The organism is uncultured Kocuria sp. (assembly GCF_947500125.1).
Taxonomy (GTDB): Bacteria; Actinomycetota; Actinomycetes; order Actinomycetales; family Micrococcaceae; genus Kocuria.
In genome coordinates this window covers 107,845-124,987 of the sequence record NZ_CANMRA010000005.1, presented here as the reverse complement: position 1 = coordinate 124,987, position 17,143 = coordinate 107,845, and the positions used below count along the sequence as shown (strand labels likewise).

Here is a 17,143-nt window from a genome sequence, read left to right as displayed (position 1 = left end):
TGACGACGACGGCGCCCCGCCCACCCGGACGCGGGTGGGCGGGGCGCCGTGGCGCGTCGGAGGGCTCGGCTCAGGCGTCGCCGCCCGCGTTGCCGGAGGTGCCGGCGGTGACGTCGTTCAGGGCGTACTTCTCGATCGCCTCACCGGGAGCGCGCCAGTCGACCTCGCCGCGCTTGGCGAGCATCTCCAGGGCACGGACCACCATGGAGTGCGAGTCGATCTTGAAGTACCGGCGGGCGCCGGCCCGGGTGTCCGAGAAGCCGAAGCTGTCGGCGCCCAGGGACGCGAACTCGTTCGGGACGAACTGGCGGATCTTGTCCGGCAGGTCCGCGCTGAAGTCCGAGACGGCCACGACCGGGCCCGTGGCCCCGGCCAGCTGCTGGGCCACGAACGGGGTCCGGGTCCCGTCACCGGGGTTCAGGAACGCCTCCTTCTCGGCGGCCAGGCCGTCGCGGCGCAGCTCGACCCAGGAGGTCACCGACCACACGTCGGCGGAGACGCCCCAGTCCTCGGCGAGCAGCTTCTGCGCCTCGAGGGCCCACGGCACGGCCACGCCGGAGGCGAGCAGCTGGGCGCGGGGCCCCTCGTTCTCGGCGGGCTTGAGCAGGTAGATGCCCTTGAGGATGCCCTCGACGTCGACGCCCTCCGGCTCGGCCGGCTGCTGGTACGGCTCGTTGTAGACCGTCAGGTAGTACATGACGTTGTGGTCCTCGTCGCCCGTGCCGTACATGTGCTCCAGACCGCGGCGCACGATGTGGGCGATCTCGTAGCCGTAGGCCGGGTCGTAGGAGACCACCGCGGGGTTGGTCGCGGCCAGCAGCGGGGAGTGGCCGTCGGCGTGCTGGAGGCCCTCGCCGGTGAGCGTGGTGCGCCCGGCGGTGGCCCCGATGATGAACCCGCGGGTCATCTGGTCGGCGGCGGCCCAGAAGGAGTCGCCGGTGCGCTGGAAGCCGAACATCGAGTAGAAGATGTAGACCGGCACCATGGGCTCGCCGTGGGTGGCGTAGGCGGTGCCGGCGGCGGTGAACGCGGCCACGGAGCCGGCCTCGTTGATCCCCGCGTGCAGGATCTGGCCCTGCGGGGACTCCTTGTAGGCGAGCATGAGCTCGCGGTCCACGGAGAGGTAGTTCTGCCCGTTGGGGTTGTAGATCTTCGCCGTGGGGAAGAACGAGTCCATGCCGAAGGTGCGGGCCTCGTCGGGGACGATGGGCACGATCCGGTGACCGAACTCCTTCTCCCGCAGGAGGTCCTTCAGGATCCGCACGAAGGCCATGGTGGTGGCCGCCATCTGCTTGCCGGAGCCCTTCTTCGCGGACTTGTACGCGGCGTCGGAGGGCATGGCGATCTCGTGCTGCTCGTGCGGGCGGTCCGGGACGAAGCCGCCGAGCTCCTTCCGGCGCTCGAGCAGGTACTGGATCTCCGGGGAGTCCTTGCCCGGGTGGTAGTACGGGGCGCCGTAGAGGTCGCTCTCCAGCTCCTCGTCCGAAATGGGGATGCGCAGGTGGTCGCGGAAGGCCTTGAGGTCCTCCATGGTCAGCTTCTTCATCTGGTGGGTCGCGTTGCGCGCCTCGAAGTGACTGCCCAGGCCGTAGCCCTTGACGCCCTGCGCCAGGACCACGGTCGGCTGGCCCTGGTGCTCGGTCGCGGCCTTGTAGGCGGCGTAGACCTTGTGGTAATCGTGCGCGCCGCGCTTGAGCTCCCAGATCTCGTCGTCGCTCATGTCGGCGACGAGCTCCTTGGTGGCCGGGGACTTGCCGAAGAAGTGGTCGCGGATGAAGCCGCCGGACTCCGCCTTGTAGGTCTGGTAGTCGCCGTCGAGGGTCTCGTTCATGATCCGCACGAGCTCGCCGTCCTCGTCCTTGGCGAGCAGCTCGTCCCACTCGCGGCCCCACAGGACCTTCACGACGTTCCAGCCGGCGCCGCGGAAGAAGGCCTCGAGCTCCTGGATGATCTTGCCGTTGCCGCGCACCGGCCCGTCCAGGCGCTGCAGGTTGCAGTTGATGACGAAGGTGAGGTTGTCCAGCTTGTCGTTGGCGGCCAGCTGGAGGAGCCCGCGCGACTCCGGCTCGTCCATCTCGCCGTCGCCCAGGAACGCCCACACGTGCTGATCGGAGGTGTCCTTGATCCCGCGGTTGTGCAGGTAGCGGTTGAACTGGGCCTGGTAGATCGCGTTCATCGGGCCGATGCCCATGGAGACCGTGGGGAACTGCCAGAAGTCCGGCATGGACCGGGGGTGCGGGTAGGAGGGCAGCCCGTTCGGGGCCTTCGTCTTCTCCTGCCGGAACCCGTCCAGCTGCTCCTCGGTGAGCCGGCCCTCGAGGTAGGCGCGGGCGTAGTTGCCGGGTGAGGAGTGGCCCTGCCAGAACACCTGGTCCCCGCCGCCGGGGTGGTCGGGACCGCGGAAGAAGTGGTTGAGGCCCACCTCGTAGAGGGTCGCCACACCGGCGTAGGAGGAGATGTGCCCGCCCACCCCGATCTCAGGGCGCTGGGCCCGGTGCACCATCACGGCGGCGTTCCAGCGCAGGAACGCCCGATAGCGCCGCTCGATCTCCTCGTCACCGGGGAACTCCGGCTCCTGGTCCACGGGGATCGAGTTCACGTAGTCGGTGGTGGTCACCATCGGCACGCCCACGCTCTTCGCGCCGGCGTGCTGGAGGAGGGCGCGCATGATGTACTGCGCCCGCTCCGTGCCCTGCGTCTCGATCAGGCCCTCGAAGGACTCGATCCACTCCCGGGTCTCCTCGGTGTCGGAGTCCTTCAGGTTGTTGGTCAAGCCACTGAGGATGTGGTGGTTGCTGGATGAAGGCACGTTCAACCTCTCTTCGTCGAGTTGCCGGACCGGACCCGGGCGGGTGCGCGCGCGCGGACGCGTCCGGGTCGTCCGACAGTCTCAAAATACCCGTTGCCCGCTCCGCTGTCCGGACGCCACCCGGAGCGGGCGGCCGTCCGGGAAACGGCCCGTCGTGCGGATTGCGCCGACCGGGCTGCTCGGGCGTACGGGGTGTCTGTTGGGACCATGCTTCCACACCCGGGGCGGACCGTCACACGGCGTGTCACCCCACGCGTCACCCCATGATTCGGAGGTGCTCACCGTGCGGGAGCTTGAAAGAGTCCCTGATCCGGTGTTGTCTGGACGGTGAAGCCGGTATCCGGCCCGCCACCGTGCCCCCGCGGTCCGCCGACGGGCAGGCGGAGCCCAGCACCGGTACGCAGTGCGCGGTCGTCGTTCGTCGACCCGATCCCAGAAGGAGCAAGAACAGTGAGCGAGGCCAAGACCACCGCGGGTGACGCGGTAGTCCAGCTCGGTTTCAAGGATGGCGACTACATCCAGGAGTTCGGATACGACGAGGACGTCGACCTCGACCTGAGGGACGGCATCGAGGAAGTGATCGGCTCGGACCTGCTCGACGAGGACGACCAGGAGGTCGTGGACGCCGTGCTCCTGTGGTTCCGCGAGGGCGACGGCGACCTCGTCGACACGCTGGTGGACGTCACCACCACCCTGGACGACGGCGGCGTGGTGTGGGTGCTGACCCCGAAGGCCGGCCGGGACGGCTACGTGCCGCCCGCGGAGGTCCAGGAGGCCGCGCCCACGGCGGGACTGCACGTGACCACGACCGCACGCGTCAGTGCGGACTGGGCCGCGACCCGTCTCATGCCCAAGCGCAACGTCTGACCGGGCGTCACAGACCCCACCGGAGGAGACCACGCATGCTCGAGATCGGCGCCCCCGCTCCGGACTTCACCCTCCAGAACCAGTTCGGCGAACCGGTCACCCTCAGCGGCCTGCGGGGCCGTCCCGTGGCGATCGTGTTCTTCCCGTTCGCGTTCTCCGGGACCTGCACCGGGGAGCTGTGCCGGCTCCAGGACAGCCTGCCCGTGTTCGACGACGCCGGGGTGAGGCTGCTCGCGGTGTCCGTGGACTCGAAGTACACGCTGCGGGCGTTCGCCAGGGAGGAGTCCTTCGACTTCGACCTGCTCTCCGACTTCTGGCCCCACGGGGCCGTGGCGCAGCGCTACGGGGTGTTCGACCCGGTGGCAGGTCTCGCGGAGCGGGCCACGTTCGTGCTGGACGCGGAGGGAGTCGTCGTCGACGCCTTCCGGTCCGAGCGCGGCACCCCCCGAGAGCTCGAGGCCTATCGCACCGCGCTCGCCAGGCTGCGCGGCTGAGCGCGGCCGGCCCGGTCCCGAGCGAACCACGATGCCCACCGTCCGCCCCGGCTATGGCGCTCCCGTACGCCCCGACCAGTTCCCCGATCCCGACGCCGCCGGGCTCGAGGACGGTCTGGCCCGGACGGTTGCGCTGCTGGAGGGCCGCGGCACCGCCGTCCTGACGGGCGCGGGCATCAGCACGGACTCCGGGATCCCGGACTACCGCGGCCCCGGCTCCACCCCGCGCACCCCCATGACCTTCGACGAGTTCATGGGCAGCGCCGCCCTGCGCGGCCACTACTGGGCGCGCAACCAGTACGGGTGGCGCCACCTGGCGCGCGCCCGGCCGAACCCCGGGCACGCGGCCCTGGCCCGTCTCGAGGAGTCGGGGGCCGTGACGGGCGTGGTCACCCAGAACATCGACCGCCTGCACCAGGCCGCGGGGTCCCTCAACGTCGTGGACCTGCACGGGCGCTACACGCAGGTGGGGTGCATGCGCTGCGCGACCCTGATCCCGCGGGCCGTGCTCTCCGACCTGTTCGACGAGCTCAACCCCGGCTTCTACGCGTCCATCTCGTCGCCGGAGGACATCGAGTTCGCCCCGGACGCCGACGCCGTGGTGCCGCGCACGGCCGGCTTCCGGGTGCCGGACTGCCCCGTCTGCGGGGGGATCCTGAAGCCCGACGTCGTGTTCTTCGGCGAGAACGCGCCCCGGCACCGGGTGCTGCGTGCGCTGCGCATGGTGGACGCCGCCGACGCCCTGCTGGTCGTCGGGTCGTCCCTGACGGTGAACTCGGGGCGCCGGTTCGTCCGGCACGCCGTGCGCGCCGACGTGCCCGTGCTGATCGTCAATCACGGGCGCACCCGCGGGGACGCCGCGGCACGGCTGAAGGTCGACGCCTCCGCGACGGAGTTCCTGGTCGGTCTCGAGCGGCGACTCGCCCGCCCGTAGGCTTCGCGCCGAAGTATGGTCAACATCACACCGGGGCCGGTGCGCACCCGGTCGGCGCCGGTCCGTCACGGCGGGTAGCCTGTTCGGGAACCGGGTGCCGGCGGTTGCGCAAACCTCCCACCCGGTTGTCAGGGTCTTTAGCTCAGCTGGTAGAGTGCCACGCTTACACCGTGGATGTCATCGGTTCGATCCCGGTAGGACCCACCACGAGCGGTGCGCGCCCTCCGCGGGAGCCGGCGCAGGGCACGGCTAGCGGAAGTACACCTGCTTGCCCCCGGGCCGGGTGCAGAGGACCACGATGCTGCCCGTGGCGGCGGCCTTCCGGGCCTTCTTCGCGTAGCTGGAGGGCGTCCCCCCGCACAGTCGGGCCGCCCCCTCGCTGGCCTGGGCGACCGTCGCCTCGTCGAGCACCTGCTTGGTGCCCAGGAGCAGGTCGACCCCGCCGCCGGCGGCCGCAGCCGGTGCGAGCCCGGCACCCGACCACAGCGCGGCGCAGGCGACGACCCCGGTCAGTGCCCTCTTCCATGCGTCCATCGCAGCCCCCCGGCTCTCGTCCCTCAGCACCAATGTAGGAGCCGCTCGGGGGCGAGCGGTGATTGTGACGGCGATTCCTCCGCGGACGTCCTGCGGCGGCCTGCGCCTCGGCGAGGACGGGCGGACCCCGGCGAACCGCGGCAACAAGTGGGCACCGGACGGAGCGACCCCCCGGAGTTTGTAGGCTGGGGGCATGGCAGCAGAACAGAAAGCTCAGATCGGCGTCACCGGCCTCGCGGTCATGGGCGCCAACCTCGCCCGCAACTTCGCCCGGCACGGTTACACCGTCGCCCTCCACAACCGCTCCGTCGAGAAGACGGACGCTCTGCTCGACGCCCACGGCGACGAGGGGACGTTCATCCGCACGGAGACCCTCCAGGAACTCGTGGACGCCCTCGAGACCCCCCGCCGCATCCTCGTGATGGTCAAGGCCGGCGCCCCCGTGGACGCCGTCATCGAGCAGCTCGTGCCGCTGCTCGAGAAGGACGACATCATCATCGACGGCGGCAACTCCTACTTCCAGGACACCCGGCGCCGCGAGCGCGAGCTCGCCGAGAAGGGCCTGGACTTCGTGGGCATCGGCGTCTCCGGGGGTGAGGAGGGCGCCCTGCTCGGCCCGTCCATCATGCCCGGCGGGCCGGCCAAGTCCTACGACTCCCTCGGCCCCCTCCTCGAGGACATCGCCGCCAAGGCCGAGGACGGCAAGCCGTGCTGCGCGTGGATCGACACGGACGGCGCCGGCCACTTCGTGAAGATGGTGCACAACGGCATCGAGTACGCCGACATGCAGGTCATCGGCGAGGCGCACGAGCTGCTGCGCTCCGTCGCGGGGCTCGAGCCGGCCGAGCAGGCCGACGTCTTCGAGCAGTGGAACCGCACCGAGCTGGCCTCCTACCTCATCGAGATCACCGCCCACGTGCTGCGCCAGGTCGACGCCCGCACGGACCAGCCGCTCATCGACGTGATCGTCGACGCCGCGGGGCAGAAGGGCACCGGCCGCTGGACCGTCCAGGAGGCCCTCGAGCTCGGCTCCCCGGTCACGGCGATCGCCGAGTCCGTCTTCGCCCGGGCGCTCTCCTCCGCCGGGCCGGACATGCGCCTCGAGGCGCAGCGCGTGCTGCCCGCCGGAGTCGGGGGCACCACCGAGGACGTCGTGCACGACCCCGAGTTCGTGGAGGACGTGCGCAAGGCCCTCTACGCCTCGAAGCTGGTCAGCTACGCCCAGGGTCTGGACATGCTCACGATGGCCGGCCGGGAGTACGGCTGGGACCTGGATCTCGCGACGATCGCCGGCCTGTGGCGCGAGGGCTGCATCATCCGGGCCGAGCTGCTCGAGGTCATCATGGAGGCGTACAAGGGGGACAAGCAGCCGCTGAACCTGCTGTTCGCCCCCGAGTTCGTCTCCGCGATCGAGGACGCCCTGCCGTCCTGGCGGCGCGTCGTGGCCCGTGCGGTGGAGCGCGGCATCCCCGCGCCGGTGTTCGCCACCACGCTGAACTACTACGACTCCCTGCGCCGGCCTCGGCTCAACGCGGCCCTGACGCAGGGGCTGCGCGACTTCTTCGGCGCGCACACCTACCGGCGCACCGACGACGCCGAGGGCGTCTACCACACCCTGTGGAGCGGGGACCGCTCCGAGGTCGTCGCCTAGCCGACGCCCCGCACGACGACGCCGGCCGGCCGTCCCCAGCACGGGGGCGGCCGGCCGGCGTCGTCCCGACCCGGGCGGCGGCGCCCGCCGCCTCGCGGGAGGCGCGGACGCGGCGCGAGGGGATCAGATCCACATGGCGGGGTCGATGTAGGTGGAGGGGTCCACGAGCGGCTGCTGCTTCTCGGGGGTGCGCGGGCGGACCTTGCCGGGGATCCCGGTCACGATCGAGTCCTCCGGCACGTCCTTGACCACCACGGCGTTGGCGCCCACGGCGGAGTCGGCGCCGATCTCCACCGGGCCGAGGATCTTCGCCCCGGCGCCGATCACCACCCGGTCGCCCACGGTGGGGTGCCGCTTGACCTTCGCCAGGGAGCGCCCGCCCAGGGTCACCCCGTGGTAGATCATCACGTCCTCGCCGATCTCGGCGGTCTCCCCGATGACCACGCCCATGCCGTGGTCGATGAAGAAGCGGCGCCCGATGGTGGCGCCGGGGTGGATCTCCACGCCGGTGAGGAAGCGGCCGAGCTGGGAGACCGTGCGGGCCAGCAGCCGCCGGTCCGGGTGCTGCCACAGCCGGTGGGACAGCCGGTGGATCCAGATGGCGTGCAGACCCGAGTAGTTGAGGGCGATCTCCACCCGGGAGCGCGCGGCCGGGTCGTGCGTCCGGGCCGTCTGCAGGTCCTCGGCGAGTCTGCTCCAGAAACTCACGGTCTTCCTCTGTTCTTCCGGGGGCGGGGTCCTGTCCCGCCGGGGCCGGCAGGACGTGTGGGGGCGCGGACGGGAACGACCCGCCCACCACCGGGAGCAACGTCACCGGCAGGCGGCGCTATTCCCGGCGGGGGGCGGGTCGTGGGCCCGTCGTGCGGGTCAGCCCCGGATGTCCTCGTAGAGCAGGGTGGAGATGTAGCGCTCGCCGAAGTCGCACACGATCGCCACGATCAGCTTGTCCCGGTTCTCCTCCTTGGCGGCCTCCTGCAGGGCGGCCCAGACGATGGCGCCCGAGGAGATCCCGCCGAGGATGCCCTCCTTCGTGCCGAGCTCGCGGGCGACCCGCACGGAGTCCTCGACGGTCACGTCGTAGACGTCGTCGTAGATCTCGCGGTCCAGGATGTCCGGGATGAAGTTCGCCCCGAGGCCCTGGATCTTGTGCGGCCCCGCCTTGCCCTCGGTGAGCAGGGGCGAGTCGGCCGGCTCGACGACGACGAGGCGCACGTCCGGGTTCTGCTCGCGCAGATAGCGGCCCGCACCCGTGATGGTGCCGCCGGTGCCGACGCCGGAGATGAACACGTCGACCTTGCCGTCGGTGTCCTCCCAGATCTCGGGGCCCGTGGTCGCGTAGTGGATCGCCGGGTTGGCCTCGTTGGCGAACTGGCTGGCGAGGACCGCGTTCTCGGTCGAGTCCACGATCTCCTGGGCCTTCTCGACGGCGCCGCGCATGCCCTCCGCGCCCGGGGTGAGCACGATCTGGGCGCCGTAGGCGCGGAGCATGACCCGGCGCTCCGTGGACATGGTCTCGGGCATGGTCAGGACGACCTTGTAGCCGCGGGCGGCGCCGACCATGGCCAGCGCGATGCCGGTGTTGCCGGAGGTGCCCTCGACGACCGTGCCGCCCGGCTTGAGCTGGCCGGACTTCTCGGCCGCGTCGATGATGGCCACGCCGATGCGGTCCTTGACGGAGTTGGCAGGGTTGTAGAACTCCAGCTTCACGGCGACGTTGCCGGGCAGGCCCTCGTCGAGCCGGTTGAGGTGGACGAGCGGGGTGCGGCCCACGATCTCGGTGACGTCGTTGTAGATCTTCGGCATGTGCGTACCTCGGTTTCTGCGTGGTCGGTTCTCTGTCGGATCTCGGGTGGTGCACTGGCCGCCGGTGCTCTGGGGGGCCCGCGACGGCGCGGTCCTAGCTCAGCCTAGCCAGGCCCCGCAACCGCTACTACGCGGTAAGCCACGCGGAGTAACGTTTCCGGACCTTCGCCAGCTTGGGGTTGATGATCACCTGGCAGTAGCCGTTCCAGGGCTGTGCGGCGTAGAAGCCCTGGTGCTCGGGCTCCGCCTCCCAGAACGTGCCCAGCGGCTCGAGCGTCGTGACGATCGGCCGGTCCCACGCCGGCTGCGTCCGGGTGATCGACCGCTCGAACAGCTCCCGCTGGCTCTCGTCGGCCCAGAACATGGCGGACCGGTACTGGGTGCCGACGTCGTAGTTCTGCCGGTTGAGCGTGGTGGGGTCGTGGCCGGTGAAGAAGAGGTCGAGGATCACGTCCGCCGGCACGACCGACGGGTCGAAGGTCACGGCGACGGCCTCCGCGTGGCCGGTCGTGCCCGAGCACACCTCGTAGTAGCTCGGGCGCCCGGGGTCGCCGCCGGTGTACCCGGAGACCACGGACGTGACTCCCCGGGTGATCCGGTAGACGGCGTCGAGGCACCAGAAGCACCCGCCGGCGAGCACGAAGGTCACGGGCTCGGCGGGATCGCCGGGAACGGGATCCGGGTCGGGGGCTGGGGCGGGGCGTGCGTCGTCGTGCGCGGAGAAGGCCATGACCCGTACAACACCGCGCGGCCCGCATCATTCCCGCGACCCTCCGGGCCCGCACCGGGGCGGGTGCGGGACCGACTCCTAGACTGGGCCCATGAGCGCGCAGAGCACGTCCCCGCCCGGGCCCGCACCCTCTCTGTCGGAGGTGCTCGAGACCGTCGAGCAGCTGTGGCCGCTGCACCTGCAGGAGCCCTGGGACGCCAGCGGGCTCGTCACCGGCCGCCCGGACCGGCCCGTGCGCCGCATCCTCTTCGCGGTGGACCCGGTGGCCGACGTCGTGGCCGAGGCGGTATCCACCGGTGCCGACCTCCTGGTCACCCACCACCCCCTGCTCCTGCGCGGTGTCACCTCCGTGGCCGCCGACGGCTTCAAGGGCGCCGTGGTGCACGAGCTCATCGAGCACGGGTGCGCCCTGCTCGCCTGCCACACCAACGCGGACTCCGCCCCGGACGGCGTCTCGGACGCCGTGGCGCGGGCCGCCGGGCTCACGACGACGACGCCGCTCGCGCCGCACCCCGCGGACCCGGCCGTGGGCATCGGGCGCGTGGGGGACCTGGCGCAGCCCCTGCGCCTGCGGGAGCTGGCCCGGCGCCTGGCCGACGCCGTGCCGCCCACCGCCCACGGCGTGCGCGTGGCCGGGGACCCCGACGCCCTCGTCCGGCGCGTCGCGGTGTGCGGGGGAGCGGGGGACTCGCTCTTCGACGCGGTGCGGGCCTCCGGCGCCGACGTCTACGTGACCGCGGACCTGCGCCACCACCCCGCGTCCGAGGCGCGCGAGGCCGCCGTGGGCCCCGGCGCCGACGGCACCCCGTACCTCGTGGACCTCTCCCACTTCGCGAGCGAGTGGCTGTGGCTGCCCGTGGGCGCCGCCGCACTGCGGGCGGCGCTCGCCGCGCGCGGCCACGACGTCCAGATCGAGGTCTCGGAACGGCGCACCGACCCGTGGGACTTCCGCATCGACCACCCCGCCCCCGGCCCTGCCGACCCCGACTCCGAACCCGCCGCTGACCCCGCCGCACCGACCGCAGGAGGACCCGCATGAGCACCGCCACGACAGAGCAGCAACGCGCCCTGCTGGAGCTCGAGCGGGTCGACGCCCGGCTGCGCCGGATCGCCGCCCGGATCGCGGAGCTGAAGGCCGACCCCGACGTCGCCGCCGCGCTGCAGCTCAGGGCCCGGGCGATCGCCGCCGCGAAGGAGCTCGAGTCCGGGGAGCAGGAGATCCGCGACCGGCTGGCCGCAGCCGAGCAGAAGGCCGCCCGTGTCCAGGCCTCGATCGAGAAGGACCGCCGGCGTCTCGAGCAGGGCGGGTCCGCCAAGGACCTCATGGGCCTGCAGCACGAGATCGAGACCCGCACCCGGCAGCTGGCCGAGGCGGAGGAGGCCGAGCTGGAGATCATGCAGGAGCTCGACGACGCGGTCGCGCACCGCGCCCGCATCACGCCGCGGCTCAAGGAGGCCGACGCGGAGGCGCGCCGTCGCGTCGCGGCCCGGGACGAGGAGGGCCAGGCCCTGACGGCCGAGCGCGGCGGGCTGGCCGGCACGCGCACCGCCGCCGCGGAGGGCGTGGGGAATCCCGCTCTGCTGGCGCGGTACGAGAAGATCCGGACCGGGCGCGGCACCGAGCGGCCGGCGGCCGCGGAGCTGCGGGGCACCGCGTGCGGGTCCTGCGGATCGGCGCTCAGCCCCACCGACGCGGCGACGTTCCGGGCGGCGGCCGAGGACGAGGTCCTCACCTGCCCGGAGTGCGGGGTGATCCTCGTCCGCTCCTGACGACCGGCCGGGGCCAGGGGGGCCCCGTCGGCGCCGGAAGGGGAGCGGGGGACAGGCCGGCCTGTAAGCCGGGTTCTGTGCACACGGCCGGTCGCCCGTGCCGTGCTGGTGACCATCCATCTAGGCCCACCGTTGCCGGTGGGCTCGAGCGGCCTACCCGGGTGCTCGGACGAGCAGCCCTCGGACGCACCCTGTCTGGCCTTGCTCCGGATGGGGTTTACCGAGCCGCGCCGGTCACCCGGCGCGCTGGTGGTCTCTTACACCACCTTTTCACCCTGACCCGCCGCCCGGACGGACCGGGAGCGGGCGGTCTGTTTTCTGTGGCACTTTCCTGCGGGTTTCCCCGAGTGGGCGTTGCCCATCATCCTGCTCTGCGGAGCCCGGACTTTCCTCGCGCCGCGGCAGCCGGAGCTGCGCGGCCCGCGGTCACCCGGCCGACCTGTCCGCCGCCCATCCTACCCGCCGGACCGGGGCGTCCCGACCGGCCCCGACCGGTTCCGGCCGGGTCCCGCGTGCGACGCGGCCGCGCGGGATCACTAGACTTCTGCGGGTGCTGATCCTCCTCCCGCCCTCCGAGACCAAGACCGCCCCCGGCGCCGGCTCGCCCGTCGACCCCGCAACCCTGTCCTTCCCCGGGCTCACCGCCGCCCGGGAGCAGGTCCTGACCGAGCTGGCCGCGACGAGCGCCCGCGAGGACGCCCTCGAGGTGCTGGGCGTGGGGGAGCGGCTGCGAGGGGAGATCGAGCGCAACACCCGGCTGGGCGCGGAGCCCGCCTCACCGGCCCTGAGCGTCTACACCGGGGTGCTCTACGACGCCCTGGACCCGGTCGGGATGACCACGGCGCAGCGGGCCGCCGCGGCGGAGTCCCTCGTCGTCGTCTCGGCCCTGTGGGGCGCGGTGCGCCCCGAGGACCGGATCCCGGCCTACCGCCTGTCCATGGGCGCCGAGCTGCCGGGGCTCGGGAGGCTCGCGGCCCACTGGAGACGACACCTGCCGGGCGTGCTGGAGCCAGCGGCCGGGGACGGGCTCGTCGTGGACTGCCGTTCGGCCGCCTACGCGGCGGCGTGGCGCGGGCCGCGCGAACGGACGGTGGGGGTGAAGGTGGTCCGGGAGCGGCAGGGGAAGCGGCAGGTCGTCTCGCACATGGCCAAGCACACCCGGGGGCTGCTCGCCCGCCACCTGCTCGAGCGCGCCGCCGAGGGCGAGCGCCCCAGGACGCCGCAGGAGCTGCTCGCGGCGGCGCGGGAGCGCTGGACCGCCGAGCTCACCGAGCCCACGGCCCGCTCGGCGGGCGAGCTCGTCGTCGTGCGCACCGAGGACTGAGCCGCGACGGTCGTGCCCCCGGGGTCCGCGGGGGGCACTGGGAGCCGGGCCGCGACGGCTGGACCGCGAGGGCCGTGGCCGGCACCGAGGTCCGGGCCGCGGCGGCCGAGCCCCGAGTGCCGTGGCGGGCACCGGGGTCGGTGCCCGCACGAGGCTCAGTGGCCGAACGGGTCCTCGTCGACGCCCGGCGTCCACGTGTGGCCGGGCCGGCCCCAGCCCGCGGCCTTGACGGCCTTGCGTGCCTTCCGGCCCCACTTGTCGTTGAGCCGGTCCACGTAGAGCTTGCCGTCCAGGTGGTCGTACTCGTGCTGCATGACCCGGGCGAACCATCCGGTGGCCTCGAAGTCCACCGGACGGCCGTCGACGTCGAACCCGGCGACCCGGACCCAGTCCGCCCGCTTGAGCGGCCAGCTGTGGCCCGGCACGGACAGGCAGCCTTCGGACTCCTCGTCCGGGTCGGGCGCGTCCTGGGAGACCTTCCCCGGGGTCAGGAGCGGGTTGACGAGGACGCCGCGCGGCGCCACCCCGTCGTCGTTCTGGAAGGTGTAGGTGAAGATCCGTAGGCCCACGCCGATCTGCGGGGCGGCGAGGCCGACGCCGTGGGCGGCGTCCATGGTCTCGTACATGTCCTCGACGAGGGCGCGCAGCTCCTCGTCGAACCGCGCCACCTTCGCGGCGGGACGGTGGAGGACGGGATCGCCGGTGATCACCACGGGGCGGACGGCCATGACGCACTTCCTTCGACTTGCCGGGGCCTGCGCCCCTTCGAACCGGACCGGGAACGACGAAAGGCCGTCCCGAGTCCTCGGGACGGCCTTTCACAGTGGGTGAGCGACGGGGGTTGAACCCGCGACCTCCTGGACCACAACCAGGCGCTCTGCCGAACTGAGCTACGCCCACCATGAACGCCCGCCGGAAGACCGTGCTTCCGCTGGGCAACGCATACGAGTGTACCGCATTCCCGGAGCGCCCCGGACCACGCCGAGGCCCTCGTGGTGACGCCCGGCAGGTCCGCCGGCGGTCGGCAGGATCAGGCGCCCGTGCGGGAGGCGGAGATCTCCGCGGCGATGCCCTTCGCGGTCTCCGAGTCCGGCCCCGGCTCGGGGGCGAACACGGCGCGGCGGTAGTAGCGCAGCTCGTCGATCGAGTCGCGGATGTCACCCAGGGCCCGGTGGTTGCCGGTCTTCGGCGGTGCCTGAAAGTAGGCGCGCGGGAACCACCGGCGGGAGAGCTCCTTGATGGTGGAGACGTCGATCACCCGGTAGTGCAGGTGCGCCACGAGCTCCGGCATGTCACGCACCAGGAACGTGCGGTCCGTGCCCACCGAGTTCCCGCCCAGGGGCGCCTTGCCCGGCTCGGGTACCCACTCCTTGATGTAGGCGAGGACCTGCTCCTGGGCCTCCTCCATCGTCAGGCCGGAGGGGAGCTCGTCGAGCAGCTTGGAGGAGGTGTGCATGTTCCGCACGAAGTCCCCCATCTGCGCCAGCGCCGCCTCGCTCGGGCGGATCACGACGTCGACGCCCTCCCCGAGGACGTTGAGCTCGTCGTCGGTGACGAGCGCCGCGACCTCGATCAGGGCGTCCTCCTCGAGGGACAGCCCCGTCATCTCGCAGTCGATCCACACTATGCGTCCGTTCGAATTAGCCACCCGGACAATCTACCGTGCCGCCCCGACGGCGCAGCGCCCCGCCGTGGCCGTGCGGGGATCCCCGCAGGAGCCGGGGATAGGATCGGGGCGACCACGGGTCCGTGCTGCGCCCAGCCGCGGCACCCGCAACCACGGACGGGCGCATCGGGAGAGCAGTGCAGATCACTTCGAGGACGCCGGCGCCGGGCGAGGGACCCGACGCCGACCGGCCGCCGGCGGAGCCCGGGAGCTCGCGGTACGTCTCCGGGGCGCCGCTGCGGACCGTGATCATGGGCACCGTCGGCTCGGTCATGCTCCTCGTCGGCTCCCTGGGCGTCGGCTGGCTCGCCTCCGTCTCCCCGCTGCGGCAGGCGCCGGTGATCATCGGCATGCGCTTCACCACCACCGGGGTGATCGTCTCCATCCTCCTGCTCGCCGTGGGCGGGATGCTCCTGATCCGCGAGTGGCTGCGGCTGGGGCAGAAGCTCAACCGGTGGGAGCCGGGCAGCGGCCGGTGGGTGCTCGCCGCCATCGCGGCGTGGTCCGCCCCCATGCTCGTGACGATCCCCCTGTTCAGCCGGGACGTGTACTCCTACATCGGCCAGGGCCGGGTGATGGCCAACGGGCTGAACCCCTACGAGCACGGCGTCTCCACGATCGACAACTTCTTCCAGCTCGGCGCGGACCAGATGTGGTCGGAGTCCCCGCCGCCCTACGGGCCGCTCTTCCTGTGGCTCGAGCAGTTCGTGGTGGCCGTCACGGGGGCGGACCCGGACGCCGCCGTGCTCTGGTTCCGGGGACTGTGCGTGCTCGCCGTGATCGCGTGCATGTGGCTGATCCCGCGGCTCGCGCGGCTGCACGGCATCAACCCGGCACGGGCCCTGTGGCTCAGCGTGGCGAACCCCCTGTTTCTCACCAACTTCATCGTCTCCGTGCACAACGACGCCATCATGATCGCCCTCGCCCTGGGCGGCACCTACGCGGCCGCCGTGCACCGGAACTGGAGGGGCGGCCTGCTCGGCACCACGCTCGTCACCCTGTCCGTGGCGATCAAGCCCATCACGCTCGTCTTCCTCCCTTTCATCGGCCTGCTCTGGGCGGGCAAGGACGCCTCGTGGACGCGCCGCTTCGTGATCTGGTTCCTGGTCCTCGCCTACTCGATCGCCCTGCTCGGGCTGATGGGGCTGATCAACGGCTTCGGCTTCGGCTGGGTCTCCGCCATGTCCACCCCGGGCTCGGTGTCCATCTGGTACGCCCCCGTGGGCTTCGTCGGCGGCCTCGCCGCCACCCTGGCCGCGGCCGTGGGCGGGGACTCGGGCCAGTGGCGGGAGCTGATCCACTCGGTGGGGCAGGCCCTCGCGGTGCCGGTGATCCTCTGGCTGATGTTCGTGGGCCGGGACGAGCGGATCATCCGCCGTCTGGCCTGGGCTTTCGCCGCGATCGTGCTGTTCTCCCCGATGATCCAGGCCTGGTACGTGGTGTGGCTCATCCCGCTGTTCGCCGTCACGGGCATCCGCAGCGACTGGCAGGTGGACATCCTGTTCTTCCTCACCGTCTTCTTCATGATCTACGCGGTGTCCGACCAGCTGGACGTCTTCCCGTACCTGGACCTGGACCTCAGTTCCGGCCGGCTGATCGCGGCGGTCGTCGCCCTCTCCTACGGCGTGTACCTGTGGTTCATCGACCCGGCGACCAGACGGCTCTTCCGCGGCCGCTACCAGCCCCCGGTGCAGAGTGCCGTGATCTGAGGCGGCCGGTGCCGCCCCGGCGAGTTGGTAAACTCGTCCGCGGCGCCCAGGACACGGTCCCGGGCGGTAAGCCTCAGTAGCTCAGTGGATAGAGCAGGAGCCTTCTAATCTCTTGGTCGGGGGTTCGACTCCCTCCTGGGGCACACTCGTGATCCCCGCCGTCCCGGTCCTCGCCGCCCGGGGCGACGGGGATCTCGTCGTCCACGACGGCAGATCCGACGGCAGCTCGTGCCGCGGTGCGCGGCGGGTCCTCTCGAGCGGCGAGGTCGACGGCACTCTCGGCCGGGGCCGGGCGGACCGGGTGCCGGCGCCTGCTCGGGGCCACGGCATCCCCGGGCGGAGCGGGGGCGCGGTAGGCTGTGCGGTGGACACACAGATCTCGCCGTCTAGGTGTCCGCGGCCCGCTCGGTCTTACTGGACCGGGCGGGCCATCTTTCGCCGGTGATGGAGCCGGCAGGCACCGAGCGCCCTCGTGTGCCTGCCACGAGGCCGGAGCAGTCTCCCGGAGTACCCTGCTCGAGCGCCCCCTCGCCGGCCTCGGCCGGCCCCGCCCGGCCCTCCCGCTCCGGGACGGCCCCGCCGACGCCTCCCCGCGCCGCCCGGCCGGCCCTGGATCGTTCGCGGTCGCGAAAGTGTGGACAAGCACCACCCTGTGAATTCGCATACGTTAAGTAGCACATCGAGGGGTGCGGCCATCCGGCCACCTGAGCTCCGCGCCAGGACGGACGAGGAGCCGGAGGAGCACCTCGGCGACGTCCCCGGCGGCAGCCCGCCGGGACGGCCGCAGTTCCCGGACGGGGTGCCCGGGGCGGCCACGGACCACGCGTCCGGATCCGATTCAGGGGGAGGAAC

At 72.1% G+C, this 17,143-nt stretch carries 15 protein-coding genes, 3 tRNA genes and 1 other RNA gene; 10 read left to right on the top strand and 9 right to left on the bottom strand.

Translation table 11 applies throughout. The annotated features are described in order from the left end of the window. Positions 1 to 70: 70 nt before the first annotated feature. A complete protein-coding gene (gene aceE, locus Q0817_RS05240) occupies positions 71 to 2,809 on the bottom strand; it encodes a pyruvate dehydrogenase (acetyl-transferring), homodimeric type (protein WP_298585099.1) in 2,739 nt (912 codons plus the stop codon). Between the two features lie 450 nt (positions 2,810 to 3,259). Here aceE and Q0817_RS05235 point away from each other — a divergent pair, with 450 nt between their 5' ends. From Q0817_RS05235 to Q0817_RS05220, 4 genes are all read left to right on the top strand, one after another. Then, positions 3,260 to 3,676: a DUF3052 domain-containing protein gene (locus Q0817_RS05235; protein WP_298585098.1), complete on the top strand. Its 417-nt coding sequence runs from the start codon at positions 3,260 to 3,262 to the stop codon at positions 3,674 to 3,676. Positions 3,677 to 3,711: 35 nt separating this feature from the next. Then, positions 3,712 to 4,170, top strand: a complete 459-nt coding sequence (locus tag Q0817_RS05230) for a peroxiredoxin (protein WP_298585097.1) — start codon at positions 3,712 to 3,714, stop codon at positions 4,168 to 4,170. A 31-nt stretch (positions 4,171 to 4,201) separates the two neighbouring features. Beyond that, a complete protein-coding gene (locus Q0817_RS05225; RefSeq protein ID WP_298585096.1) occupies positions 4,202 to 5,104 on the top strand; it encodes a Sir2 family NAD-dependent protein deacetylase in 903 nt (300 codons plus the stop codon). A gap of 131 nt (positions 5,105 to 5,235) precedes the next feature. Beyond that, positions 5,236 to 5,311 (top strand) — tRNA-Val (locus tag Q0817_RS05220). Between the two features lie 42 nt (positions 5,312 to 5,353). Here Q0817_RS05220 and Q0817_RS05215 read toward each other — a convergent pair. Continuing rightward, complete coding sequence (locus Q0817_RS05215) at positions 5,354 to 5,638, bottom strand: hypothetical protein (protein ID WP_298585095.1); 285 nt, start codon at positions 5,636 to 5,638, stop codon at positions 5,354 to 5,356. Positions 5,639 to 5,831: 193 nt separating this feature from the next. Here Q0817_RS05215 and gndA point away from each other — a divergent pair, with 193 nt between their 5' ends. Next, positions 5,832 to 7,289 (top strand): NADP-dependent phosphogluconate dehydrogenase, encoded by a 1,458-nt coding sequence (gndA, locus tag Q0817_RS05210; protein WP_298585094.1) that lies wholly within the window; start codon positions 5,832 to 5,834, stop codon positions 7,287 to 7,289. 123 nt (positions 7,290 to 7,412) lie between these two features. Here the strand turns inward: gndA and epsC are convergent, their stop codons facing one another. The 3 genes from epsC to msrA all read right to left on the bottom strand — a co-directional run bounded on the left by epsC (position 7,413) and on the right by msrA (position 9,822). Next, entirely contained in the window at positions 7,413 to 7,997 is a 585-nt protein-coding gene (gene epsC, locus Q0817_RS05205) for a serine O-acetyltransferase EpsC (protein ID WP_298585093.1), read from the bottom strand. 159 nt (positions 7,998 to 8,156) lie between these two features. Further along, on the bottom strand, positions 8,157 to 9,092 hold the full coding sequence (gene cysK, locus Q0817_RS05200) for a cysteine synthase A (RefSeq protein WP_298585092.1): 936 nt from the start codon (positions 9,090 to 9,092) through the stop codon (positions 8,157 to 8,159). Positions 9,093 to 9,219: 127 nt separating this feature from the next. Next, on the bottom strand, positions 9,220 to 9,822 hold the full coding sequence (gene msrA / locus Q0817_RS05195) for a peptide-methionine (S)-S-oxide reductase MsrA (RefSeq protein WP_298585091.1): 603 nt from the start codon (positions 9,820 to 9,822) through the stop codon (positions 9,220 to 9,222). A gap of 91 nt (positions 9,823 to 9,913) precedes the next feature. Here msrA and Q0817_RS05190 point away from each other — a divergent pair, with 91 nt between their 5' ends. Next, complete coding sequence (locus Q0817_RS05190) at positions 9,914 to 10,861, top strand: Nif3-like dinuclear metal center hexameric protein (protein ID WP_298585090.1); 948 nt, start codon at positions 9,914 to 9,916, stop codon at positions 10,859 to 10,861. Further along, the gene (locus Q0817_RS05185; protein WP_298585089.1) at positions 10,858 to 11,592 is read left to right on the top strand and encodes a zinc ribbon domain-containing protein; all 735 of its coding nucleotides are present in this window, start codon (positions 10,858 to 10,860) and stop codon (positions 11,590 to 11,592) included. Before Q0817_RS05190 ends, Q0817_RS05185 begins: the two co-directional genes overlap by 4 nt. Positions 11,593 to 11,640: 48 nt before the next feature. Here Q0817_RS05185 and rnpB read toward each other — a convergent pair. Continuing rightward, positions 11,641 to 12,034, bottom strand: an RNA gene (gene rnpB, locus Q0817_RS05180) — RNase P RNA component class A. A gap of 108 nt (positions 12,035 to 12,142) precedes the next feature. On the opposite strand from rnpB, the gene Q0817_RS05175 reads away from it, so the two are divergent. After that, a complete protein-coding gene (locus Q0817_RS05175; RefSeq protein ID WP_298585088.1) occupies positions 12,143 to 12,916 on the top strand; it encodes a YaaA family protein in 774 nt (257 codons plus the stop codon). A gap of 155 nt (positions 12,917 to 13,071) precedes the next feature. Here Q0817_RS05175 and def read toward each other — a convergent pair whose 3' ends face one another. From def to orn, 3 genes are all read right to left on the bottom strand, one after another. Then, positions 13,072 to 13,644, bottom strand: a complete 573-nt coding sequence (def, locus tag Q0817_RS05170; RefSeq protein WP_298585087.1) for a peptide deformylase — start codon at positions 13,642 to 13,644, stop codon at positions 13,072 to 13,074. 98 nt (positions 13,645 to 13,742) lie between these two features. After that, positions 13,743 to 13,816: transfer RNA gene (locus Q0817_RS05165), tRNA-His, on the bottom strand. Positions 13,817 to 13,946: 130 nt separating this feature from the next. Then, positions 13,947 to 14,564 (bottom strand): oligoribonuclease, encoded by a 618-nt coding sequence (orn, locus tag Q0817_RS05160; protein WP_298585086.1) that lies wholly within the window; start codon positions 14,562 to 14,564, stop codon positions 13,947 to 13,949. A gap of 155 nt (positions 14,565 to 14,719) precedes the next feature. Between orn and mptB the strand changes: the two genes are divergently transcribed. Both mptB and Q0817_RS05150 read left to right on the top strand, forming a co-directional pair. Then, positions 14,720 to 16,291, top strand: coding sequence for a polyprenol phosphomannose-dependent alpha 1,6 mannosyltransferase MptB (gene mptB / locus Q0817_RS05155; RefSeq protein ID WP_298585085.1), 1,572 nt, complete (start codon positions 14,720 to 14,722; stop codon positions 16,289 to 16,291). Between the two features lie 70 nt (positions 16,292 to 16,361). After that, positions 16,362 to 16,434, top strand: a tRNA-Arg gene (locus tag Q0817_RS05150). The last annotated feature ends 709 nt before the right edge of the window (positions 16,435 to 17,143 follow it).

Bases quoted from the DNA above. Each gene is read 5' to 3' on its own strand.
- Q0817_RS05230 (WP_298585097.1), top strand. From the start codon at position 3,712: ATGCTCGAGATCGGCGCCCCCGCTCCGGACTTCACCCTCCAGAACCAG.
- Q0817_RS05225 (WP_298585096.1), top strand. From the start codon at position 4,202: ATGCCCACCGTCCGCCCCGGCTATGGCGCTCCCGTACGCCCCGACCAG.
- Q0817_RS05215 (WP_298585095.1), bottom strand. From the start codon at position 5,638: ATGGACGCATGGAAGAGGGCACTGACCGGGGTCGTCGCCTGCGCCGCG.
- gndA (WP_298585094.1), top strand. From the start codon at position 5,832: ATGGCAGCAGAACAGAAAGCTCAGATCGGCGTCACCGGCCTCGCGGTC.
- cysK (WP_298585092.1), bottom strand. From the start codon at position 9,092: ATGCCGAAGATCTACAACGACGTCACCGAGATCGTGGGCCGCACCCCG.
- msrA (WP_298585091.1), bottom strand. From the start codon at position 9,822: ATGGCCTTCTCCGCGCACGACGACGCACGCCCCGCCCCAGCCCCCGAC.
- Q0817_RS05190 (WP_298585090.1), top strand. From the start codon at position 9,914: ATGAGCGCGCAGAGCACGTCCCCGCCCGGGCCCGCACCCTCTCTGTCG.
- Q0817_RS05185 (WP_298585089.1), top strand. From the start codon at position 10,858: ATGAGCACCGCCACGACAGAGCAGCAACGCGCCCTGCTGGAGCTCGAG.
- def (WP_298585087.1), bottom strand. From the start codon at position 13,644: ATGGCCGTCCGCCCCGTGGTGATCACCGGCGATCCCGTCCTCCACCGT.